Raw genomic sequence first — 23794 nt, 5'->3', positions numbered from 1 at the left:
ATGAAAATAAACCGCGTTTCCATATTCGTATTGAATTACAACGGTATCGCGCTTATGCGGGAATGCCTTCCATCGCTCGTCGAAGCCGGCCGCCGCTCGCCGGTGCCGGTGCGGCTCGTGGTGATCGACAACCGCAGCACGGACGCAAGCGTTTCCTTTGTCCGCGAAAACTTTCCCACGTTTGAAATTTCCGTGGCCGAGGCCAACGATTTCCTGTGCTCGTTCAATGCCTACGTTGCGGCCGACACGGGTGACGTTGCGCTCCTCCTGAACAACGACATCAAGGTGGATCCCGATTTCCTCGCGCCGCTCATCACGCTCTTCGAAAAAAACGAGGACGCCTTTTTCGCCAGCCCGCTTTGCTGGGATTTCTCGGGCCAACATTACGAAGGCGGGCTTTCGCGGCTTATGAACCGCGCGGGGATCATGGGCACGCGGTCCGTGATGCCGCCCTTGCCCGCGGACGGGACACCGCTCCTTACTGCAAGCATCGGGGCCGCCATCGCCGTACGCCGCGATCGGTTTCTCGCGCTCGGAGGTTTCGACCGCCTTTTTCTCCCCGGTATTCTCGAAGACCTGGACCTTTGTTACCGCGGATGGAAGCGGGGATGGAGAGGCTATCTGGTGCGCGAAAGCATGGCGTATCACAAAGGTCAGGCCAGTTTCCAGCCGGCGTTCGGCGCGTACCGCGTCCGGAAAATGGCCTGCTGTCATACGTTTCTTTTCATGTGGAAGAACCTTTCGGACTTCACGCTCCTGGCCGAACACGCGCTTCTGCTTCTTCCGCGCCTCGCATGGTCGCTTGTGCGCGGCGACCTGGCTTTCGGGGCCGGCCTCATGGAGGCGCTGGGCCGTTTGAGCGAAGCGATGGAAAGGCGCCGCGGCGCGCAGGAGGGCGCGGTGCTCAGCGACCGCGAGATCTTGAAATTAACCGGAGCGCCTTCATGAAACTCAGCCTGGTGCTCATCGCGAGAAACGAAGAAGCGCGGCTGCCGGAGTGCCTGAAGTCCGCGCCTTTTGCCGACGAGATCATCATTGTGGATTCCGGAAGCACGGACAAGACCCCGCAGATCGCGGCTTCGTTCAAGGCGCGGTTTGTCACGCGTCCTTTGACGAATTTCGCGGACCAGAAAAATTACGCCATGAGCTTCGCTCAGGGGGATTGGATATTGCAGATGGACGCAGACGAACGGGTAAGTCCCGAGCTCGCCGCGGCCGTGCAGCAAAAAATCAAGGCGCCGGGCAGCGACGTGGCTTTCGCGATCAAGCGGGAGAACGTGATTTTCGGCAAACTGCTGCGCCATGGCTCCAACGCGGACGATTATCAGGTCCGCCTGATCCGCCGGGGGCACGGCCAATTTCAAGGAAGCGTCCATGAGCGGATCCTGCCGGACGGCCCCTGCGGCAGAATCCAGGCGCCGCTCCTGCACCACTCCACCCGCGACACGCAGGCTTATTTTGCAAAGTTTGATCTCTACACGGATTTGGACGCCGCGGAATACCGGAAAAAAAAAGGCCGCCCGCCGCTTTGGAAAATCGCGCTTTGGCCCGGACTCCGGTTTATTTTCTTCACCTTTCTCAAAAGGGGATTTCTCGACGGCTGGGCCGGCCTCAAGTTCGAGGCGCTTTCCGCATATTACCTTCACGTGAAGCTCTGGAAGGCGCGGACCATGGCCTCACCGCGGTAAAAAATGACTAACTTCACACCCTGCCTCATGTTACAATATCTTTGAGGTTCTCATGGCCCTGCTCAAAGTGCTGATCTACCCAAATCCCGTTCTCACCCAACAGGCCCTTCCTCTGGAAAGTTTTGGCCCCCGGGAGCAGAAGCTCTTCGATGACCTGGTCGATACGATGTATCATGAAGATGGCGTTGGGCTTGCGGCTCCTCAAGTCGGGATCTCCCAGCGGATTCTCATCGTCTCCCCGCGCGCCAAGAGGGGAGAGGAGGAAGTGGTGGTCAATCCGGTCATTTATGAATCCCGCGGCCAGGAAATCGGCCCCGAGGGATGCCTGAGCTTTCCGGGCCTTACCGCGGAAGTGATGCGCGCGACGCGCATCCGCGTCCGTTACCAGGACCGCGAGGGCAAGCCCGTGGACCGCGAGCTCAAAGACTTCTTTGCCCGTGTCATCCAGCACGAGATGGACCATCTGGACGGTATCACGCTTATCGACCGCGTTGATTTCAACCAGCGCATGAAACTTCTTTCCCAATACCAGCAGCAAGCGCAAGATTAATGAGTCTTGTCTTCTTCGGTTCCGACGAATTTTCCCTGGCGGCCTTGAACGCATGCCTTGAAAGCCCGCATCCGGTCGCGCTGGTGGTCACGACCCCGCCGCAGAAAAAAGGCAGGGGGCTCGTGCTTTCGCCTTCTCCGGTCGAAATTTTTGCGCGCTCAAAAAACATCCCGGTCATCGCGCCTCCCGATCTGAAAGATTCCGCGGTGCTGGAGCAGATCAAGCAGCTCGATCCGGAACTCTTCGTAGTCTCATCCTACGGCAAATACATTCCCTCGGCTTATTTATCAGTTCCGAAAATCGCGCCGCTCAACATTCATCCGTCGCTTGTGCCGCGCTATCGCGGCAGCGGCCCGATTCAGTGGGCGCTTCTCAACGGCGACACGGAAACAGGCGTTTCGATCATCGAAGTGGCCAAGAAGCTCGACGGCGGCGACATCTTTGCGCAGGTCAGGATCCCGATCGACCCGCGCGAGGACCATCTGTCACTCGAAAAAAAACTCTCGGACCTCTCACGGCAGATGCTGCGTTCGATGCTGAAAAACATCGACAAGGAACCGCTGCAGCGCTGCGTTCAGAAGGAAAGCGAAGCGGTCTACGCGCGAAAACTGACGCGGGAAGACGGCCTGCTGCGCTTTGATGAGAGCGCGGAAGTCCTGGACCGCAAAGTGCGCGCGCTGAAGCCCTGGCCGGGAACTTACGTCATGATCGAAGGCGGCCGGCTGGGAATCCTCGAAACCGACGTTGAGCCGGCAGGGGAAGCCGCGGCTCCCGGAACGCTGGTTAAAATCGAATCCGACCGTTCGCTCTGCGTGGCCACCGAAAGCGGCCGCCTGAAACTCCGCCAGGTCCAGCCGGAAGGAAAAAAGCCCATGAGCGGCGCAGATTACGCCAACGGCAGGCGCCTGAAGCCGGGCCACGTTTTTCACTCCTGACCATGAAAAAGGCCCTGCACCTCACGACCCATCTGAATTCCGGCGGCATCACGATTTACATCCTCAGGCTGGTCGAGGCCCTGCGCAAAAACGGATGGGACACCGCGCTCGCGTCCAGCGGCGGAGAATATGTCCCGCTGTTTCTCGAAAAAAAATGCGTCTTTCATGAACTGAACATCAAGACCAAGAGCGAGCTCAGTCCCAAGCTCGTCTTCGCGCTGCCGCGCCTCGTCAAAATTTTACGCGAGGAAAAATACGATCTCATTCACGCTCACACGCGTGTCGCTCAGGTGCTCGCGGCCTGCGCCTCGGTCCTCAGCGGAGTTCCGGTAGTCACGACCTGCCATGGATTTTACAAAAGACGCCTCGGCCGCATCCTGTTTCCCGCATGGGGATCTCGCGCCATTGCCATCAGCGAACCCGTGGGGAAAAGCCTTGCTCAGGGATTTGGGGTACCGCGCGAAAAAATCCGCATCGTCAACAACGGGGTCGACGTCGAACTGCTCGACGAGCAGTACCAAAAATTAAATGCTGCCGAAGCCAAAAAGAGTTTCGGCCTGGATCCCCGCGATAAGGTCGTGGGCATCGTGGCGCGCCTGGTAAACGACAAAGGACACGAATACCTGATTCGCGCGGCGCAGTCGCTGCTCGGACGCATTCCCGACGTGCGGCTCTTGATCGTCGGGGACGGGCGCGAGCGGATGCCCCTGGAGCGCCTTGCCGTGAGCCTCGATCTCCAAAAAAACGTGCATTTCACGGGCAATTTGACGGACGTGCCGCGGGCGCTTGCCGCCATGGATATTTTCGCGTTTCCGGCCACGTGGCGGGAAGGCTTCGGGCTGAGCATCGTCGAAGCCATGGCCTGCGCCAAGCCCGTCATCGTGACCAACATCTGGGCGCTGAATTCGCTGATCGAAGACCGCAAAACCGGCATCCTGGTCGAGCCCAAGCGTGTGGACGTCCTCGCTGGAGCCATCGAGATGCTCTTTCATGACAATGACTTGAGAAAAGCGATCGGCGAGGCCGCCCGGCGGATCGTCATCGAAAATTTCAACATCCCGCGCATGGCCCGGGAGATCTCGGACGTCTATAACGAGGTCTTGACAGAGAGGCGAAAGTCTCTATAATTTTAGACTCTATTTAAATAGTTCCGGCATCATCATTTACCCCTCACAACAGGACCCTTGAGCCTCTCACTTACCCGGTCTCACCGAGGGAAGTAGATCACCAAGACCAAAGGAGAATGATCATGGCAGTAAAGATTGGGATTAACGGTTTCGGCCGCATCGGCCGTCTTGTTTTCCGCGCCGCGGCAGGCCGGAAGGATGTCCAGGTGGTGGCGATCAACGACCTCGTGGACGTGGATTACCTCGCTTACATGCTCAAATACGATTCCACGCACGGCAAATTCGAAGGTGAAGTGAAAGTGGAAAACGGCGCGCTCGTCGTGAATGGCCAGAAGATCCGCGTTACGGCCGAAAAAGTCCCTGCTAACCTCAAGTGGGGCGAAGCCGGCGTGGAATATGTCATCGAATCGACGGGTTTCTTCCTCACAAAGGAAGCGGCCCAGGGCCATCTTGATGCCGGCGCCAAGCGCGTCGTGATCACGGCTCCCGTGAAAGACGATACGCCGATGTTCGTCATGGGCGTGAACCACAAGTCGTATAAGCCCGAAATGAAAGTCATTTCCAATGCTTCCTGCACGACGAACTGTCTGGCCCCCGTCGCCAAGGTGCTGAACGATAAGTTCGGTATCGTCGAAGGCCTGATGACCACCGTGCACGCTACGACGGCCACTCAGAAAACCGTGGACGGTCCTTCCGCGAAAGACTGGCGCGGCGGACGCGGCGCGGCGCAGAACATTATCCCGTCGTCGACGGGCGCGGCCAAAGCAGTCGGCAAGGTGATTCCGGCCCTCAATGGCAAGCTCACAGGCATGGCGTTCCGCGTTCCCACGCCGGACGTTTCTGTCGTCGACCTGACCTGCCGTCTCGAAAAGCCGGCCAGCTACGACGAGATCAAGAAGGCCATGAAAGAAGCGTCGGAAGGGGAGCTGAAAGGCATCCTTGGCTACACCGAAGACCAGGTCGTTTCCAACGATTTCCTGGGGGATTCCCGCACGTCGATCTTTGATGCCGACGCAGGCATTTCGCTCAACAACAACTTCGTCAAGGTTGTTTCCTGGTATGACAACGAATGGGGCTACTCCAACAAAGTCGTCGACCTCGTTGCGTATACGGCCGCGGTAAAGTAAGAAATTTTCAGGCTTTTCCGATAGAGCAGGGCGTGCATGCGCCCTGCTCTTTTTTTTTGCCTCGGGGAAACCACGATAAAAAAACCTGGGTTTTCCCGATTATCTCTCCGGCACGAATCCGCTAATTTAGCCCCTTGTTTTAATGCATCATCACCGCAGGGGGGCCTCATGAAATTAGACCGCGAATCCATCCAGTCGATCATCCTGTTCCGCGCTTTGCCGCTTGGGGACCTGCTTTGTGCGGTCCCGGCCATGAGGGCCTTACGGCACGGCTTTCCCCATGCTTCGATCACGCTGGCAGGGCTTCCCGGCGCAAGGGAATTCGCGGAACGGTTCAGCGACTACATCGACGACTTCGTCGAATTTCCAGGGTTTCCGGGGCGCAATTCCAAGCTGAGTGCCGCGGCGCTCGTTTCTTTTTTGAACGCGGTCCAAGGCCGGCGTTTTGATCTGGCAATCCAGATGCACGGCAGCGTTTCTTCCGCGAACGCGCTCGTGTCGGAGTTTGGCGCGGCTCTTACGGCAGGCTTTTTCCGCTCAGGAGATTCCAGCCCTGGAAAACTCTTCATCCCGTTTCCCGAAAAAGATCCGGAGATCTGGAAACTTTTGAGGCTTGTCGAGCTCCTCGAACTGCCCTTATACGGTGACGGCCTCGAATTCCCGATTACGCTCGAAGACGGCGAAGCCTTCGCCAGGCTTGTCGAATCTGAGGCGGATTTAGCGGAAGAATACGTCTGCATCCATCCGGGAGCCCGGTTGCCCTCGCGGCGCTGGCCTGGGGATAAATTCGCGTTTGTGGCGGATAAAATAGGGGATTTGGGCTGCAAAGTCGTGTTCACGGGAATCGCCGAAGAAAAACCGCTTATTGAGGCCATTCAGACCAAGATGCGCAGCCCCTCACGGAATCTCGCGGGAAAGACATCCCTGGGGATCCTGGCCATGCTGCTGAAAAACGCCCAGCTCCTGGTCTGCAACGACACCGGGGTGTCACATCTGGCTTCGGCCCTGCAAGTGCCCAGCATTGTCGTCATGCTTGGGTCCGATGCCAACCGCTGGGCGCCGCTCAATGCGCGCCTGCATCCCGCGCTTTATCATCCGTTTGATTGCAATCCCTGCATTCATGCGGAAGCGGTAGTGGGCCTGGCCGAAGAAGCCTTGCAGCGCAGCACCGGCACACTTCAGCCGCGTTAAAACCCAACTCAGCCAGCTTTGCAATCCGTCAAATCGCGCCCCAGAATCCTTTCTTCGCGCGCACTTTTAACGTCCTATAATGTATGTTATGTAAAGTTTATCTTGGGAAGAATAGGCTCGGAAATGAGGAGCAAAAAGATCAGCTAAGAAGGCTGGAAACGATCTCGTTCACGCGCTTGCCGTCGGCCTTACCTTTTACAGCGGGCATCAATTCTTTCATCAAACGACCTGTGTCGGCTTTGGTCTTGGCGCCGGTCGAAGCCATGGCCTTCTGGACCAAAGCCTTGATTTCCTCGTCTGACAGCTGAGCCGGCAGATAAGTCTTGAGGATGGCGTATTCTTTTTCTTCTTTGGCGAAAAGGTCCTGGCGGCCGGCGCTTTTATAGCTATCCATGCTTTCCTGGCGCTGCTTGGCCTGTTTCTGGATGACCTCCAGGATTTCGTTTTCGTCGAGATCTTCTTTTTTCTTCTGGATTTTGCTGTTCATGATCGCGGTCTTGAGCATGCGCAAAACCATGAGCTTGTCCGCGTCTTTGGCTTTCATGGCGCTGATCAAATCCTGCTCAATCGTTGTTTCCAGGCCCATAGCATCTCCTTTGCAATCGGTTTTTTACCAGTCTTTGAGAACCGGCGCATCTTTGCGCTCGGACGGCGGCCGCCGCAAATCCTGCATTTCTTTTTCGCCTTCTTTCAAGGCATCGAGAATTTGAAGCGCGTTTTCCATCTTCATCTGGCCCTGCAGCGGCGCTTTTTGCTGGCCGCCTTGCTCCTGGGCCTGGGCCGGCTGCTGCTGGTCCTGGCCGCCTTGAGGCATTTCCTGGGGCTCTTCGCCGGGCTGAGGCTGGGGCTGCTGCTGGTCTTGCTGGTCTTGTTCACCCGGCTTGGGCTGATCTTGATTCTGGTCGCCTTCGCCTTCCTTGGGCTTGGCCGGCTGCTGCTCGCCCTGATCCTGAGGCTCCTGCTTCTGGTCCTGCTGGTCCTGGGGCTGTTCCTGGTTCTTCTGATCTTCTTTTTCCTGGCCGCCTTTGCCTTGTTGGTCCTGCTGGTCTTTCTTGTCCTGCTGCTGATCGCCTTCTTTTTGGTCCTGGTCCTGGCTTTGCTGGTCGCCTTGCTGCTGCTGAGGCTTTTGCTGTTGCTGCTGTTGCTGGTCTTGCTTTTGCTGCTGCTGTTGTTGCTGTTGCTGCTGTTGTTGTTGCTGCTGTTGCTGTTGTTGCTGCTGGTCCTGCTTCTTGCTGTCTTTCTGTTTGTCCTGGTCCTGCTTTTCGAAGGCGTTTTTCTGCTTTTGAAGGAATTCCAGATTGTACTTCGAGTCCTGGTCGTTGGGATTGAGCTCGAGCGCCTGCTTGTAGGATTCGATGGCCTTGTCGAAATCTCCCAGGCGGTAAAGCGTGTTCCCGTAATTATACAGGCTCTTTTGCTTCAGCTCTTTGTCCGGTGTCTTTTGGATCGCCTGTTCCAGGGCACTCTTGGCTTCCTTATAAGATTGCAGCTGGTACAGCGTGGCTGCCAGATTATAAAGGATGCTGGGATCATCGGGCGCCTTGACCTGCGCCTTGCGGTAATATTCCAGCGCGCTTTGGTATTTCTTTTCCTTGAAGAGCTCGTTTCCCTTTTCGTTCAGACTGCCCGGGCTTTCCAGGAATCCGCAGAACAGGAAAAAGGCCAAAAGAACGACCAGGCCGCTCGCGGAAGGCGGCCTTTTCCGCGTCACCGAGACGAGCATTTCGCAGATGAGAAAGAAAAGCGCCAGCCAGAGAAATAGCTGGAAATGATCTTCCCTTTCAGCGACGAGTTTCTCCTTGAACTGCCTTTCCCCCAGCGTTTCCATGTGCTTCAGCATGAGCTCGATCTCGTCTTCCGCGGGCGTTGCCGGCAGGTAAATGCCTCCGGTTTCAGAACTGATCTTTTCCAAGAGCGGCCGGTTCAGCTTCGTGATGACGACCTGGCCGGCGCGGTCTTTTTTGTACCCGCTTTTCTTGCCGGTTTCGTCCTTGAGCGGAATGGGTTCTCCGTCTTCGGTCCCGAGCCCGATGGAATAGATACGGACGCCTTTTTCTTTGGCCGTCTTGATGGCCTCGTCGATCCCGCCTTCATGATCTTCGCCGTCGGTCAGCAGCACGATGGCTTTGTGCTTGCTTTGCTGCTCCGGAAATGACTGGACGGCGACCATGATGGCGCGGTCCAGCGAGGTGCCCGGATCCGGAATGTAGCCCACGTCCAAAGCGTCCAGGAAGAGAAAAAAAGCGCCGTAGTCGAGCGTGAGCGGCGCCTGCAGGAAGCCCGAACCCGCGAAGGCCACCATGCCGATGCGGTCGCCTTTGAGCGTGTGCACGAGCGTTTTGATCTCCATCTTCGCCTTCTGAAACCGGCTGGGTTTGACGTCTTCGGCCAGCATGCTGAGCGACGTATCCAGGAGAAAGATCATGTCGACGCCTTTCCGTTGGACCTTCTTCTGCTCCTCTCCCCATTGCGGACGGGCCAGTGCGGCAATCGAAAACATAAACACGAGCACCATGTAAAAAGCGCGGACGCCCCAGTGGTTCGCGCGGTAAGACGGAATCAGCTTTTTCCGCACGGTTTCCGCGTCCCCGATCTTTTTCATCCGGCTGATCCACAGGGACTTCGAAAAGTGGAAAAGCGCGAACAAGACCGGCACGACCCAGAGCAAAAGAAGGGCTTTTGGATTATAGAATTGCATCACGGCACCTTCAAAAGGATGGTGTTCGAAAAGAACAGCTCTGCCAGCAGCAGCGTCAGCGCGGGGAAAAGAAAATAATGAAAGAATTCGTCGTAGCTCCGGTACTCTTTGACTTTGACCTCGGTTTTTTCCAGCGAGTCGATCTTCTGATAGATGCTGTGGAGAGACTCAGGATCGCGGGCGCGGAAAAATTGCCCTCCGGTAATGTCGGCGATGCGCTTCAGGCTCATTTCGTCCACCTCGACGTTGGCCTGGACATACCTTTTTCCAAACAACGGATCGTTGACGGGAAAGGGAACCAGCCCCCCCCTGCCGATGCAGATCGTGTAAACGCGGATCCCGAACGTCTTGGCTAATTCCGCCGCGGTAATGGGATCGATGTTTCCGGCATTGTTCTCGCCGTCGGTGATGAGAATGATGACCTTGCTTTTGGCTTCGCTGCCGCGCAGCCGGTTGACTGCCGTGGCGAGCCCCATGCCGACCGCCGTGCCGTCCGGAATCATGCCGACATGCACCTGCTCGATCAGGTTGATCAGGACGTCGTAGTCCAGGGTCAGCGGGCACTGGGTGAAAGCCTTGCGCGCAAAAACAACGAAGCCGATGCGGTCATTCTCCCGGCCTTTGATGAATTTAATAGCCTCTTCCTTCCCGACGCCCATGCGGTTTTCGGGTTTAAAATCCTCGGCAAGCATGGAACCGGAAATGTCCATGGAGATCATGATGTCCACGCCGCTCGTCTGATACTCCCGCTCGGCGCTGACCCGCTGGGGCCTTGCCAGGGCCGCGATGAAAAGCAGCAGGACCAGGGCGCGGACCCAAGGCATCAGGCGGTACAAAACGATCCCCGTCGTGAGCGGACGGCCAGGAAAAAAGTGGACATTCGAAAACGGCAGGCGCGACCGCCTCTTCCCCTTCGCGAAGAAGAAAACGAGAGGAATCAGAAGCGCGAGGATAAAAACAAAAGGATGCCTAAACTCCATGAGATGGCTTGGGCTCCACAGGGGTAGATTCTTCGATGATTTCCTTGGATCGTTTATTGAATGTAATCACTTCCGCGGGCTCGGGGCGCCATTTGGCGAATTTGGCCAGGTCCGCGAATTCCAGAACTTCCTTGATCTTATTCCTCAGCTGGCCGGAAATGTCCTTCTGCTTCAGCAGCTGCAGGATTTCGAACGTGGTCGACTCGATTGCCGTGATGTTGTGGCGCTTTTCCAGATAAATCCTCAGGATTTCCGAAAGGCGGAAATAATAATCTTTGATCTTGCCCAGCCGCAGCAAATCGGAATCAAAAAGTTTGTTGAGCTCCACCAAAGCCGCCTCTTCCGCGCTCAGGATGCGCTCCGGCGCCTTGGGCTGAAGCGCCCGCTTCCGCAGCCAGCGCCGGATCACGGGAATCAAAAGCAGCGCCAGGACCAAAAGCCCAACTAGAATCAGCCCCAGAACTTGCTTCGGGATGGAAACAATCGACTTGATCCCCCGAATGTCGGTCTTCACTTTGTCGCCCGCCACGCTCTTCACGGTCAGAAAAATGCGCGCGGTCTGGATTTTCTGGACCTCGGCCCCCTTAGCCCTGTATTCAATGACGATCGGATCCAGGATAAATTCGCCCAGCTGGAAGGTGGTGAGATTGAATTTTTTGCCTTCGACTTTGTAACCGCCGTCGTCGTTGGAAAACTCCTCGATCTTTTTGATCTTGAAGACGTCCGCCGGCGGATACGGAATGTTCGAAAGGACCAGGACGTCCGGCGCATGGCGTATCGTCACCGTGTACTGCACCGGATCCCCGATCGTGATGAAGGCCTTGTCGAGCTCCGCCTTGACGGAAATGGACCCGTCTGGAGCCGCCTGGGACGGCGCGGAAGAAGGCGCTTTCGCGGGCTCAGCCGCTGCCGCGGCCCGCATCAGTGCAAAACCCAAAACAAGCAAAAGAAAAAACTTCCGGCTCATGTCCTCTTTTCCCGTAGTTTAAAAAATTTCATCAAGGGTTCCACATAGGAGCCTTCAGCGCCGATCTCGATTTTGTCGATGCGGAACATCTTGAACATGCGCGCCAGGTTTTCGTTTCGCACCCGGGCCGCTTCCTGGTATTTCTTGCGCAGATTCTTGTCGGAAGTATCGACAAGCGCCACTTCGCCCGTTTCCCGGTCTTCCAGCTCCAGCAGCCCCACGTTGGGCATTTCTTCTTCGCGGCGGTCTTTGAGGTGGATGGCGATGACGTCGTGCCGCTGGCTCAAAATCTTCAAAGGCTTCTCGAACCCCTGGTCCTGGAAGTCGGAGATGACGAAGATGACGGACATGCGCGTCAAAAAGTTGTGCAGGTACTGGAAAGCCGAAGCCAGGTGCGTTTTCTTGCCTTTGGGCTGGTAATAAAGGATTTCGCGCACCACGCGCAGCACGTGGGTTTTCCCTTTTTTGACGGGCACAAATTTTTCGACTTGATCCGTGCTGATCAGCAAACCCGTTTTGTCGTGATTCTGGACGGCGGAAAACGCCAGCAGGGCCGTAATTTCGGCCGCCACTTCGGATTTCAGCCGCTGCCCGGTGCCGAAGTATTGCGATCCGGACATGTCGACGAGGAAGATGACGGTTAATTCACGCTCCTCCACGAATTTTTTCACGAACGGGCGGTCGCTGCGCGCGGTCACGTTCCAGTCGATCGTGCGGATGTCATCGCCCGGCACGTATTCGCGGACGTCCGCGAATTCGATGCCTTGCCCTTTGAACACCGACACGTATTCCCCGCCGAACAAGTCGTTCACGAGCCGGGTCGTCCGGATCTCGATGTGGCGGATTTTTTTGAGGATTTCCTTCGGGATCATGGAACTTCCACTTGGTCGAAAATTTTCCGCACGATATGGTCAGAGGTGAGTTCCTCAGCTTCGGCCTCGTAGGTCACGAGCACGCGATGCCGCAGGACGTCCATGCCGATCTGCTTCACGTCGTCCGGGGTCACGTAACCGCGGCCCTGCAAGAAGGCGTGGGCCTTGGCCGCCAGCGTCAGCATGATGCTGGCGCGGGGCGATGCCCCGTAAGAAATGAGGGGCTTCAGGCTTTCCAGCTTGTACTGCTCCGGATTGCGGGTCGCGAAGACGAGATCCAGGATGTAATCTTTGACTTTCTCGTCCATGTAAATTTGATGCATGAGCTTGCGGAGCTCGATGATCTGCTGCGGCGTAATGACGCGGGTTACTTCGATGGCTTTGCCGCTGGACATGCGCTCGAGAATTTCCTTTTCCTCTTTCTTGCTCGGATAAGTCACGATGAGTTTCAGCATGAAGCGGTCCACCTGGGCTTCGGGCAAAGGATAAGTGCCTTCCTGCTCGATCGGATTCTGTGTCGCCAGCACGAGGAACGGCTTGGGCAGCGGGTAGGTCTTGTCCCCGATCGTGACCTGCCGCTCCTGCATGGCCTCGAGAAGGGCGCTCTGAACCTTCGACGGCGCGCGGTTAATTTCGTCCGCCAGGATGATGTTGGCGAAAATGGGGCCCTGCTTGACCGTAAACTGCCCGTCTTTGGGGTTATAGACCAGCGTTCCCACGACGTCGGCGGGAAGAAGGTCGGGCGTAAACTGGATGCGCTGGAAATGCGCGTCCACGGCGCTTGACAACGTCCTGACCGACATGGTTTTGGCCAGGCCCGGAACGCCTTCGATCAGGATGTGGCCGTCTGCGAGCATGGCGATCATGAGCCGGTCAAGGAGGTACTGCTGCCCGACGATGACTTTTCCGATTTCCCGCAGCAAGTCTTGAAGGACGGTGCTCGCCTCCTTGACCTTACTGTTGATTTCCTTGATCGACGTATCCATTCCATCCTCCTGTTGGCCCGGATCCGGGCCGTGATTGGTTCATGAACGCAAAATTAGGGATTTCCCACGATTCGTTTACCCGAAATAAAATGAACGATGTCCTCTGAAAAATCTTTCAAGTCCCTGTCGGAAAGCGGCGCCCCGGAATATTTGGCCTCATGGATGCGGCCGCAGAGGTCCCGGACGGTTTTAATTTCAAGAGAGTCAAGTTTGCGGAGTTCCAATTCGCTGAGGATTTCGGGATCCGCGGCCCGGGCTTTTTGGATTCCATAATGAGACATCAGAAACGAGCGGAACTCGCTGCTGATGCCGGACAGTTTATCTTCCTGCTTCCAAGTGCCGCCGACCGCCGCGATCTCACGGATGCGCGCGATGGCCTGATCCGCGGGAGAAACAACAGCCGCGGTTTCTGGGACTGCCTTCCGGCGTTTTTTCAAAAATGTCGAAAGAATTCCAATCAAGGCCGCGGCCAAAAGGCCGGCAGCGGCAAAGATCCAAGTTTTGTTTTTAGGGGGGCTGAGGAGAGAGACGTTGTAGGCCTGGACATCCAGCGAGCCGGAAGCTTGCGTCGCGGGATCTAGATACTGAATCGAAAAAGGACCGATCGTGCCCGTGCCGGTTCCCGCGGGTTCGAGCTCAAGCAAAAATGTTTTCTTGGACAAGAGCTTGCCGTTTTCGCTCAGGGTTTCCTGAGACTCCCCTTGCCGGGTCAACATGAGGTTTTGAAGCGGCACGCTCGGAAAGACGAAAGAATAATTCGCCTCTTCCGCCGGCCATTGGACGGCAACGGAAAAAGCGGCCTTTTCTCCGGCTTTGAGTTCCTGGGGGTTGACTCCCGCCTCGAGTTGAGGCGAAGCTGCAGCTGAGCCATGGGGCCCGAGGAGCAGTGCGCAAACTATCGTTAACAGAACCCGTCTTGTACTCATAAAGTGTTTATTTTACAAGTACTTGCGGGCAGGTTCAACGACTATTACGGAACCTGCCCGCAGTTCTGCGCGATTTTACTTCTTTTTTTCCTTAGCCTCTTCGTCGACGACTTCGTAATCGGCATCCACGACGTCCTCGCCTTTGCCGCCCGCGCCTTGCTGCGCGCCGGCGGAAGCGCTGGGCTGGCCCTGCGCCTTTTGGGACGAAGCCTCATACATCTTCTGGGCGATCGTGTGGGAGGCACTGGTCAACTTCTGCGTGGCTTCCTGGATCTTATCGACCTGGTCGCCGGCCAGCGCTTCTTTCGCCTGCTTGAGGGCGTCTTCCACTTTCTGCCGCTCTTCGGCGCTCACCTTGTCGCCGTGTTCCTTCAGGCTCTTTTCGCTGGCATAGACCAGGCTGTCGAGCTGGTTGCGCGCGGTGATGACTTCGTGCTTTTTCTTGTCTTCGTCCGCGTGCGTTGACGCTTCCTTCACCAGCTTTTCGACTTCATCCTTCGAAAGACCGGACGAGGATTCGATCCGGATCTTCTGCTCTTTGCCCGTTCCAAGGTCCTTGGCCGACACATTCACGATGCCGTTGGCATCGATGTCGAACGTGACCTCGATCTGCGGCACGCCCCGGGGAGCCGGAGGAAGACCTTCGAGATTGAAAAGGCCCAGGAGACGGTTATCCCCCGCCATCTCGCGTTCCCCCTGGAGGACTTTCACGGTAACCGCCGTTTGATTGTCCCCCGCGGTGGAAAAGATTTCCGACTTCTTGGCGGGAATCGTCGTGTTACGCTCGATCAGTTTGGTCATGACGCCGCCCAGCGTTTCGATGCCGAGCGAAAGCGGGGTCACGTCGAGCAGGAGCACGTCTTTCACGTCCCCCTGCAGCACGCCGCCCTGAATCGCAGCGCCAACAGCCACGACTTCGTCAGGGTTCACGCCCTGATGCGGCTCCTTGCTGAAAAGCTTACGTACTTTTTCGACGACGGCCGGCATTCTCGTCTGTCCGCCAACCAGGATGACTTCATCAATATCACTGGCGCTAACCCCGGCGTCTTTCATAGCGGCCAGGCAGGGCGAGGCCGTGCGCTCGATCAGCTCGCCGACAAGCTGTTCCAGCTTGGCCCGCGTGAGCGTCAGCAGCAGGTGCTTCGGCCCATTGGCGTCCGCGGTGACAAATGGCAGGTTGATTTCAGAAGACTGCGCGGTGGACAATTCGCACTTGGCCTTTTCCGCCGCTTCTTTCAAGCGCTGCACGGCCATCCGGTCCTTCGAAAGGTCAATGCCTTCGTTCTTCTTGAACTCGGCGATCATCCATTCCATGATCTTCTGGTCGAAGTCGTCGCCGCCCAGATGCGTGTCGCCGTTGGTGGCTTTGACTTCGAAGACGCCGTCGCCGATTTCCAGAATGGAAATATCGAACGTACCTCCGCCCAAGTCGTACACGGCGATGGTTTCGTCTTTCTTTTTGTCCAGGCCGTAAGCCAAGGCCGCGGCCGTGGGCTCATTGATGATGCGAAGAACTTCAAGGCCCGCGATCTGCCCCGCGTCTTTAGTGGCTTGGCGCTGGGAGTCGTTGAAATAGGCAGGGACCGTGATCACGGCCTGCTTAATCGGCTCGCCGAGATAAGCTTCCGCATCGGCTTTCAATTTCTGAAGCACCATGGCAGAAATTTCCGGCGGCGTAAAATCGCGGTTCTGCGCGGGAATGCCGATGACGGCTTCCCCGTGTTTGCCGGCTTTGATTTTAAAAGGAACGTGCGCGGCTTCCTGCCCGGTTTCTTCCTGCCGGCGTCCGATGAAACGCTTGGCGCTGAAGACCGTGTTTTCCGGATTCGTCACGGCTTGCCGCTTGGCCGCCTGGCCGACGAGCCGTTCTCCCGTCTTCGTAAAGCCTACGACGGAAGGCGTGGTGCGGTTTCCTTCGACGTTGGCAATCACTTTGGGCTCTCCGCCTTCCATGATGGCCATGCACGAATTGGTGGTTCCAAGGTCGATTCCTAAGATTTTAGGCATTGTCAGTCTCCTTTTTAGATGAACATGATTTCGTAATCGTACGTTACCCTTTCTTCAATTCCCGTGCCATCCGAAGGGTGAAATCCCCAATCGTAACCCACTTTAGCTGATAGACTTAGGGATATGAAATTTCAGGTGATTTGGGGAAATCGAGAAAGTGCGCCAAAACGAGACAAGGACTGTTGCATTTTGGAAAGGGTCAGAGCTTGTATTCTTCGATCTTACGGTAGAGCGTCCGGCGGGAAATCCCCAATTTCTTGGCTGCCAGAGACTTGTTGCCTGCGCTTTCTTCGAGCTTGGCCTTGATGAATTCCCGCTCCATGTCTTGAAGCTGCTGATTGCCGCCGGGCGCGAAAGAAGGCATGGATGCCGCCGCCGTGACCGCGCGTTTCTGGCGGATGTCTTCGGGCACCAGCGAAGCGCGAAGCTGTTCTTCCTGGGTCAACACCACCATGCGCTCCACGATATTTTTTAATTCACGGACGTTGCCGGGCCAGTTGTATTGCTTCAGATAATTGAGCGCCTCGGCGTCGATTCCCGACACCTTTTTGCCGTTGAGCCGCGCAAAATGTTTGATGAAGTCTTCCACCAGGGCGGGAATGTCCTCCGGTCTGTCCCGCAGCGGCGGCATTTTCAGATAGATAACGTTGATGCGGTAATAGAGGTCTTCGCGGAAACGTCCGGCCCGGACTTCTTCGAGAAGATTTTTATTGGTCGCGCAGATGAGGCGCACATCCACCTTGATGGTCTTGGTGCTGCCTACCCGCTCGAATTCTCTTTCCTGGAGCACGCGCAGGAGCTTCACCTGCGTTTCCTGGGAAAGCTCGCCGATTTCATCCAGGAACAATGTTCCCATGTGGGCCTTCTCGAAACGTCCGACCTTGCGGTCGACGGCGCCGGTAAATGCCCCTTTTTCATGGCCGAAGAGCTCGCTTGTCAGAAGCGACTGCGTCAAGGCCGCGCAATGCACGGCCACGAAGGGCTGCTGGCTGCGGTTGCTCTCCTGATGGATGCGGTGCGCGATGAGTTCCTTGCCCGTGCCGCTTTCGCCTTCGATCAGGACCGTGGCGGACGATTGCGCGATCTGATCCGCAGTTTTCAGGACGTCCTTCATGACCTGAGAGCGGGCCAGGATTTCTCCGGTCTCGAATTTCTGCTTGAAGAGCGCCTCTTTCAATTCCCGGTTTTCTTCCTCGAGATTCTGGCTGAGCAGCGCCTTTTTAACCAGGAGTTCCAGCTCTTCGAGGTTCGTGGGTTTGGTAAGATAATAGTAGGCGCCCTTTTTCATGGCCCTGACCGCGTCTTCCACGGTTCCATAGGCGGTGAGAAGGATAACGGAAGCGCCGGGGTTCTCGTTTTTGATTTTTTCGAGCAGGGAAACGCCGTCCATCTTCGGCATGCGGATGTCGGTCAGCACGAGATCCGGTTTTTCGCGGCGGTAAAGCTCAAAGCCCTCTTCCCCGTCCCCGGCACAAAAAACTTCGTAGTCCAGGCCTTCCAGGAATTGCCGGAGCCCGTCCCGCACGTTTTTCTCATCGTCAACAATCAGGATTTTGGCATAGAGCGACATGCGTCACCTTCAACGTTTGGGATGTTCTGCCGCCGGAATGCCGGGCAATTGCAGACGGGGGTTGCGAATCGGCAGCAGGATCGCGAACGTCGTGCCCTTCCCAGGCTTGGTTTCGACTTCGATGCGGCCGCCGTGTTCCGCGATGATGTTATAGACCACCATGAGACCGAGTCCGGAGCCTTCTTTTTTGGTCGTGTAGTACGCCTCGAATATATGCGGCAAATCCCGGTCGCTGATCCCCATACCCTGATCGCGGATGCGGACCATGGCGAGCTTGCCTTTATGCGTGACCGAGATGGAAACATTCCCGCCTTTGGGCATGGCTTCCATGGCGTTCTTGATCAGGTTGTCGAAGACTTCTCTCATCCTGCTGCGGTCGAGGAAAAAAGCCCCGAGAGCGCGGTCGGGCTGGAAAGAGATCGTCATTTTTTTTTCATGAAGCTCCGGGGTAAAAAAGTCGACGGCCTCCTGGATGATCTGGTTGAGATCTTCCGGACGGAAACGCGACACCGGACGGCGGACGGCCTTGAGAAAGTTGCGGACGATGCCATCCAGGCGCCGGGTTTCCGATTGGAGCACCTGGAGGGTCCGCAAAAAATTCTTCTGCACCGCTCCCGGCAGTTTCTCCGCTTCTTTGAGCATTAAGGTCAGATGAATGTCAATGGCGTTGAGTGGATTACCGATCTCGTGGGCAATCCCCGCCCCAAGACGCAGAAGCGCATCGTTCCGCAGCAAATGCTGTTTTGCCGATTCGTGGATTTTTTCCGGCGTGATGTTCACCAGGACGATCAGGCTTTGCCCCGCAGGAATTTTTTCGAACGGCCAGGAAAAGACCCGCAATTCGATTTCCTTGGGCTCGAGGACGCGGACTTCTTCCACGCTCTTGCGTTTGGGCGATGCCGCGGCGTTTTCCAGGACCTGGCGCAGCTTGTCGTCTTGAACTTCTTTGAGGGAGGCCTGCCGCGGCGGGTAAAGAGGGCCGGGAAGCCCCGTCCAAATTGCAGCGGCCTCGTTGACATAGAGAAGCGTCCCGTCCGGCGCCGCGCGCATCACGCCCGCCGGAATGCGGTCCAGCATTTCCAGGTAAGCCTGATTTTCTTCGAACAGGCTGCTGACGAAGGCCTCGATCGCTTTTTTGTCTACGCGATCCAGCCGGCTGAGGATTTTACGTAGGAAGTGGGCTCTTTCGGACATCTTTTTTCTGCCCTTCCTTGGCGATCTTGATGAAGCGTTCGAGCAGCTGCGGGTCTTTTTTGCCCGGAGCGGATTCGACGCCGCTGGCCACGTCAACGGCGAAAGGCTTTACTTTTTGAATGGCCTCGCGGAGATTGTCCACATTCAGGCCGCCCGCGAGAAACAGCTTGTCGAGCAGGTAAGCGCGGTCCCCGATCAGATTCCAATCAAAGGTTTTGCCCGTGCCGCCTTTTTCCGTGTTCGAAAACGTATCGAACAAAAATGCGCTGACGTTGTACTCGTCGATCCGTTTGAGGCTCATGGCGTCCTTGACCCGGAACGTCTTGATGACTTCAAACCCCTCGTCCATGAAATGCTGGCAGTAAAGCGCGGTTTCATCCCCGTGAAACTGCAGGAATCGGAGGCCCAGACGGCGCGCAAGCGTCTCCACGAATTCTTTGGGCTGATTGGAGAAAACCCCGACGAAACTCGGATACTCGGGAAAGGCGCGCATGATGTCCTGGGCCGCGGCCTCGTCGATTTTCCGTTTGCTCTCCGTGAAGATAAAGCCGAGGTAATCCGCGCCCAGATCGATCGCGCGTTTCACGTCTTCCGCGTTGGTATTGCCGCAGATTTTGACTTTGGTCATGACGCCCCTTCCAATTTACGGAATTTTTTGTCCGTGCCGAGAAACGACTCGATCGTGCCCACCATGTCGGGCGATTTCATGATCGAAGTGCCGACGAGAAAGGCATCGGCCCCGAGGCTCCGGTACGTCAGGATTTCTTCATGCGAGGAAAGCCCGCTTTCCACGACCTTGACCACGCCTTTGGGGATGTGCGGCAGGAGCTGCTTGGCCCGGTTCACGTCGACCTGCAGCGTCTTCAGGTTGCGGTTGTTGATGCCCACGATTTTGGCGCCCGCATTCAAGGCCTTGGTCAAATCCTCGTCGCTGTGCGTTTCCACGAGCGCTTCCATGTCCAATTCCCGGCCCAGCTCGATCAGGTCTTTCAATTCTTCTTCCGTGAGAAGCGACGAGATCAAAAGAAACGAGTCGGCTTCGAGAAGGGCCGTTTCGTAAATCTGGTAGCTTTCGAAAAGGAAATCTTTGCGCAGCAGCGGAATGGAAGTCACCTGCCGTATCGTCTTGAGATAGCTCGGCCGGCCCTTGAAGAAATAAGGCTCGGTCAGGACGGAAATAGCGGCCGCGCCCGCATGCTCGTAAAGCGCCGCGATCCTGAGCGGCTGGAAATCTTCCCGCAGCACGCCTTCCGACGGCGAGGCCTTCTTGATTTCGCAGATCAAATTGATTTTCTTGCTGCCGGAAAGGGATTTGAGAAACGGACGGCTGCCCGGACGCTTGGCATGTTCGACCGCGCTGCGCAGCCGGTGCATGGGAAAGCGCCGTTTCAATTCTTCCAGATCTTTCTTTTTTCTCGTGATGATTTCGTTCAAAATCACGCGAAACTCCTTGATCGGGTCATCTTCTTTAATTTTATCAGAACCTCATAGGCCCGGCCGGCCTCCAGGGACTCACGCGCGGCTTCCATCCCGGCGTTCAGGTCCGGCGCCAGCCCCGCGATCCAAATCCCGGCCGCGGCATTCAGCACGACGATGTCCTTCATAGCGCCCTTTACTTTGCCGGTCAAAATTCCCAAAGCCGCTTTGCGGCTCGCTGCCGCGCTCCGGGTGATGAAAGCTTGGCGCGGATAACGGCGCAGCCCCAGCTTCCGGGGATTGATCCGGCCCGCCGCGGTTTTTTCCCCGCGGATCAAGACGTAATCCGTCGGAGCCCCCGTCGAGATCTCGTCGAGGCCGTCCGCGCTGTGGCAAACCATCGCGCAGCGCACCCCGCGCTTTCGCAGCACGTGGGCAAAAGGCGCGATGAATTCCGGACGCGAGACGCCGATGACCTGTCCCTCGACTTCCAGCGGATTCATGAGCGGTCCCAGCAGATTGAATAACGTCCGCACTTTGAGCTTCTTGCGCAGCGCCTGCGCCCGCGAAAATACCGGATGATAATAAGGCGCGTGAAAATAGCCCAGGCCGGACCGCCGCAGCGCCCGGATCATGACTTCCGGCGGCGCCTCCAGCTTGACGCCCAGCCATTCCATCAGGTCGGAACTGCCGCAAGCCGACGTAATGGCCCGGTTGCCGTGTTTCGCAACTTTCCCGCCCGCGCCCGCGATCACAAAAGCCGCGAGCGTGGATACGTTGATCGAACGGCTGCCGTCGCCGCCCGTGCCGCACGTATCGAGGAGTCCGGCAATGCGAACGCGGCGCGGCGGCTCCAGCTTTCTCAAAGCGCGCACGCATCCCTGCAGCTCGTCCCGCGTCTCCCCTTTGCGGGCCAAAAGCAAAAGCAGGGCTTTCGACTGTGCGGGCGAAAGGCTTCCTTTAAAGAGTCCGACAAACGCGCCGAAGGACTCGCCTTCGGTCAGCGCTTCCTGCCGTAAAAGTTTTTCGAGAACAGGCTCAAAATCCATGACTCAGCGCTTTCGCCGGAACTCGCTGGACAGCTTCAAGAAATTGCGCAGGATGTCCTTTCCTGAAGTAGTCAGAATAGATTCCGGATGAAACTGGACGCCCCAAACGGGATACGTCCTGTGGCGCAGGCCCATCACTTCCCCCTGGTCGGTCCAGGCCGTAATTTCCAGGACTTTGGGAAAAGATTGCTTCTCGACCAGAAGCGAATGATAGCGCGTCGCGGCAAAGCCGTCCGGAATGCCCTTAAAAATGCCGGCCTGCTTGTGACGGATCTTCGAGATTTTGCCGTGCATGATTTGCTTGGCCCGGATCACCTTGCCGCCGAACACATGGCCGATGCATTGGTGCCCGAGACACACGCCTAGCAAAGGCACCTTGCCCGAAAATTCGCGGATCACGTCGTTGGAAATGCCCGCTTCGAGCGGCGTGCACGGCCCCGGCGAGATCACGATCTGGTCGGGCTTCATCTTCCGGATCTGCGCCAACGTGATTTTGTCGTTCCTCCAGACCTCCGGCGCAGCTTTCAGCTCCCCGAAATACTGGACCAGGTTGTAGGTAAACGAATCGTAATTATCGATGACCAGAAGCATCAGATGTCCCCATGTTCTTGCAGCGCCTTCATCAGGGCCCGCGCCTTGTTGACGGTTTCCTGATATTCCCGCGACGGGATCGAGTCTTTGACGATGCCCGCGCCCGCCTGAAGGTAGATCTTGTTTTTGTAAACCATCAGCGTCCGGATCGTGATACACATGTCCATGTCCTGGTTGAATCCGAAATAGCCAAGGCATCCCGCGTACGGCCCGCGCTTTTCGGGCTCCAGCTCATTGATGATCTGCATGGCCCGGATTTTCGGCGCGCCGGAGACCGTGCCCGCGGGAAACGTCGCTTTCAAAAGATCGAAGGCCGTCTTCCCCTTCTTGAGCTTGCCGGTCACGTCGCTTACGAGGTGCATCACGTGCGAATAGCGCTCGATGCGCGCGAAATTCTGTACACGGATCGAATCATACTGGCAGACGCGGCCCAGATCGTTGCGGCCCAAATCCACGAGCATCAGGTGCTCGGCCAATTCTTTCGAAGAGCGTTTGAGATTGTCTTCATGCCGCAAATCCTCTTCCGGCGTGGCGCCGCGCGGCCGTGTCCCCGCAATAGGACGCACTTCCGCAACCGTGCCCGTTTTTTTGACGAGCAGTTCCGGCGAAGTCCCGACAAGGCGCAGATCGCCGCAGCGGAAATAAAACATGTACGGAGACGGATTGATCGAGCGCAAGGCCCGGTAAACCTGAAAATCATCCGGCACACCAGGCAGCGTGAAACGTTGGGAAAGGACGATCTGGATGCAGTCTCCGGCGCGGATGTATTCCTTGGCGCGCTTGACCTTGGCCTCAAACTGGGCCTGGGTCATGTTCGTTTTGACGGACCATTTTTTGGCGCCCCGTGAAGGCTTGATTTTGAGCGGCTTTTGCAGCTGCGCGGCGATCGCACGGATTTTGGCCACGGCCTTACGGTATTGGCCAGCGGCGCCTTTGCCCCGCGTGGGCGCCATGACCACGATCTTCAGCTGCTTCCGGAAATGATCGAACACCAGGAAATCGCGGCAGAGAAAAAAAACGCCCTGCGGCATGTCCGGCCCCGGCAAGCGATTCAGCCGAATGTCTTCGAAGCGCTCCACGTTTTCATACGCGAGGAAACCGACCCACCCGCCGCTGAATCCGCTGAGCTCTTCGGGATTGGCGAGACGAAATTCGCGGATTTCGCGGGCCATCACTTCGGTGAGCTCCACCCCTGCGGGCAGCGGTTTTTTTTTGCTGCCTTCGAAGCGGAAGGCCTTGCCGCGGCTGTCCTGTGTCAGAACCACCGGAGGTGAAACGCCGAGGATGGAATAACGGCCGATGTGCTCGGCCTGTTCCGCGGACTCCAGGAGAAAGGCATTGGGAAGGCCGTGCGCGACTTTCAAAAAACTCGAAACCGGCGTCTCGAGATCCGCGAGGATGGTCCCCGTGACAGCGACCCAGCCTCCTTTTCGCGCGAGGCGCGAAAATGTTTTCAAATCAGGTGAGATCATGATTTGTAGACATTGTCCGGGTCGAACATCTTGTCCTGCGTCACGCGCGTCACGTCGCCGTTCGAGTCGATCTCATGCACAAAGCAAGTCCGGTAACCCAGGTGGCAGGCGCCGCCGTGCTGTTTCACTTTCACAAGGAGCGTGTCCTGATCGCAATCGGTCAAAACTTGTTTGACGTCCTGGGTATGGCCCGAGCTTTCGCCTTTCACCCAATATTTATTGCGGGAACGGGAATAAAAGACCGTTTTCTTTTCTTTCAGGGTGCGCTCCACCGCCACCTTGTCCATGTAGGCGAGCATGAGCACTTCTCCGTTATCTTGGTCCTGGATAATGACCGGCATCAAGCCGTCGGCGTTATACTTGAAATTCAGCATGACAAACTCCTTTATATAATAGGTTGTTGACCCACCAGTATGCCACAAGCTTAGACTGTGTCAAGAAGTTACAT

General features: G+C 56.8%; 23 protein-coding genes. 7 read left to right on the top strand and 16 right to left on the bottom strand.

Going from position 1 to position 23794, the window contains the following annotated elements:
- From VL688_10665 to VL688_10635, 7 genes are all read left to right on the top strand, one after another.
- Entirely contained in the window at positions 1-948 is a 948-nt protein-coding gene (locus tag VL688_10665) for a glycosyltransferase (GenBank protein HTL48507.1), read from the top strand.
- On the top strand, positions 945-1688 hold the full coding sequence (locus VL688_10660) for a glycosyltransferase family 2 protein (GenBank protein ID HTL48506.1): 744 nt from the start codon (positions 945-947) through the stop codon (positions 1686-1688). The genes VL688_10665 and VL688_10660 overlap by 4 nt, the downstream gene beginning before the upstream one ends.
- A 52-nt stretch (positions 1689-1740) precedes the next feature.
- Positions 1741-2238, top strand: a complete 498-nt coding sequence (gene def / locus VL688_10655) for a peptide deformylase (protein ID HTL48505.1) — start codon at positions 1741-1743, stop codon at positions 2236-2238.
- Entirely contained in the window at positions 2238-3173 is a 936-nt protein-coding gene (gene fmt, locus VL688_10650) for a methionyl-tRNA formyltransferase (GenBank protein ID HTL48504.1), read from the top strand. The genes def and fmt overlap by 1 nt, the downstream gene beginning before the upstream one ends.
- A 2-nt stretch (positions 3174-3175) precedes the next feature.
- On the top strand, positions 3176-4300 hold the full coding sequence (locus VL688_10645) for a glycosyltransferase (protein HTL48503.1): 1125 nt from the start codon (positions 3176-3178) through the stop codon (positions 4298-4300).
- Between the two features lie 119 nt (positions 4301-4419).
- Entirely contained in the window at positions 4420-5427 is a 1008-nt protein-coding gene (gap, locus tag VL688_10640; GenBank protein HTL48502.1) for a type I glyceraldehyde-3-phosphate dehydrogenase, read from the top strand.
- 168 nt (positions 5428-5595) lie between these two features.
- The gene (locus VL688_10635; protein HTL48501.1) at positions 5596-6618 is read left to right on the top strand and encodes a glycosyltransferase family 9 protein; all 1023 of its coding nucleotides are present in this window, start codon (positions 5596-5598) and stop codon (positions 6616-6618) included.
- A 139-nt stretch (positions 6619-6757) separates the two neighbouring features.
- Here the strand turns inward: VL688_10635 and VL688_10630 are convergent, their stop codons facing one another.
- The 16 genes from VL688_10630 to hisI form a co-directional block, all read right to left on the bottom strand.
- Positions 6758-7204, bottom strand: a complete 447-nt coding sequence (locus VL688_10630; GenBank protein HTL48500.1) for a GatB/YqeY domain-containing protein — start codon at positions 7202-7204, stop codon at positions 6758-6760.
- 24 nt (positions 7205-7228) lie between these two features.
- Entirely contained in the window at positions 7229-9316 is a 2088-nt protein-coding gene (locus VL688_10625) for a tetratricopeptide repeat protein (GenBank protein ID HTL48499.1), read from the bottom strand.
- Positions 9316-10296 (bottom strand): VWA domain-containing protein, encoded by a 981-nt coding sequence (locus tag VL688_10620; protein HTL48498.1) that lies wholly within the window; start codon positions 10294-10296, stop codon positions 9316-9318. Before VL688_10620 ends, VL688_10625 begins: the two co-directional genes overlap by 1 nt.
- Positions 10286-11263 (bottom strand): hypothetical protein, encoded by a 978-nt coding sequence (locus VL688_10615; GenBank protein ID HTL48497.1) that lies wholly within the window; start codon positions 11261-11263, stop codon positions 10286-10288. The genes VL688_10620 and VL688_10615 overlap by 11 nt, the downstream gene beginning before the upstream one ends.
- Positions 11260-12135 carry a DUF58 domain-containing protein gene (locus tag VL688_10610; protein ID HTL48496.1) on the bottom strand — a complete coding sequence of 292 codons (876 nt, stop codon included), beginning with the start codon at positions 12133-12135 and terminating at the stop codon, positions 11260-11262. Before VL688_10610 ends, VL688_10615 begins: the two co-directional genes overlap by 4 nt.
- Positions 12132-13121, bottom strand: a complete 990-nt coding sequence (locus VL688_10605; protein HTL48495.1) for a MoxR family ATPase — start codon at positions 13119-13121, stop codon at positions 12132-12134. Before VL688_10605 ends, VL688_10610 begins: the two co-directional genes overlap by 4 nt.
- A 53-nt stretch (positions 13122-13174) precedes the next feature.
- Entirely contained in the window at positions 13175-13837 is a 663-nt protein-coding gene (locus VL688_10600) for a hypothetical protein (GenBank protein HTL48494.1), read from the bottom strand.
- Positions 13838-14122: 285 nt separating this feature from the next.
- The gene (dnaK, locus tag VL688_10595; GenBank protein ID HTL48493.1) at positions 14123-16054 is read right to left on the bottom strand and encodes a molecular chaperone DnaK; all 1932 of its coding nucleotides are present in this window, start codon (positions 16052-16054) and stop codon (positions 14123-14125) included.
- 199 nt (positions 16055-16253) lie between these two features.
- The gene (locus tag VL688_10590; GenBank protein HTL48492.1) at positions 16254-17624 is read right to left on the bottom strand and encodes a sigma-54 dependent transcriptional regulator; all 1371 of its coding nucleotides are present in this window, start codon (positions 17622-17624) and stop codon (positions 16254-16256) included.
- A 9-nt stretch (positions 17625-17633) separates the two neighbouring features.
- Positions 17634-18818 carry an ATP-binding protein gene (locus VL688_10585; GenBank protein HTL48491.1) on the bottom strand — a complete coding sequence of 395 codons (1185 nt, stop codon included), beginning with the start codon at positions 18816-18818 and terminating at the stop codon, positions 17634-17636.
- The gene (locus VL688_10580; GenBank protein HTL48490.1) at positions 18790-19446 is read right to left on the bottom strand and encodes a phosphoribosylanthranilate isomerase; all 657 of its coding nucleotides are present in this window, start codon (positions 19444-19446) and stop codon (positions 18790-18792) included. The genes VL688_10585 and VL688_10580 overlap by 29 nt, the downstream gene beginning before the upstream one ends.
- A complete protein-coding gene (gene trpC, locus VL688_10575; GenBank protein ID HTL48489.1) occupies positions 19443-20258 on the bottom strand; it encodes an indole-3-glycerol phosphate synthase TrpC in 816 nt (271 codons plus the stop codon). The genes VL688_10580 and trpC overlap by 4 nt, the downstream gene beginning before the upstream one ends.
- Entirely contained in the window at positions 20255-21283 is a 1029-nt protein-coding gene (gene trpD / locus VL688_10570; GenBank protein ID HTL48488.1) for an anthranilate phosphoribosyltransferase, read from the bottom strand. Before trpD ends, trpC begins: the two co-directional genes overlap by 4 nt.
- A gap of 3 nt (positions 21284-21286) precedes the next feature.
- Positions 21287-21874 (bottom strand): aminodeoxychorismate/anthranilate synthase component II, encoded by a 588-nt coding sequence (locus VL688_10565; protein HTL48487.1) that lies wholly within the window; start codon positions 21872-21874, stop codon positions 21287-21289.
- Entirely contained in the window at positions 21874-23346 is a 1473-nt protein-coding gene (gene trpE, locus VL688_10560; GenBank protein ID HTL48486.1) for an anthranilate synthase component I, read from the bottom strand. Before trpE ends, VL688_10565 begins: the two co-directional genes overlap by 1 nt.
- Positions 23343-23720, bottom strand: coding sequence for a phosphoribosyl-AMP cyclohydrolase (gene hisI / locus VL688_10555; GenBank protein ID HTL48485.1), 378 nt, complete (start codon positions 23718-23720; stop codon positions 23343-23345). Before hisI ends, trpE begins: the two co-directional genes overlap by 4 nt.
- Positions 23721-23794: the final 74 nt, after the last annotated feature.

Source organism: Verrucomicrobiia bacterium, from assembly GCA_035495615.1.
GTDB lineage: Bacteria > Omnitrophota > Omnitrophia > Omnitrophales > Aquincolibacteriaceae > DATJFP01.
The sequence above is the reverse complement of the archived record's forward strand: the minus strand, read 5'-3'. Positions and strand labels throughout refer to the sequence as shown.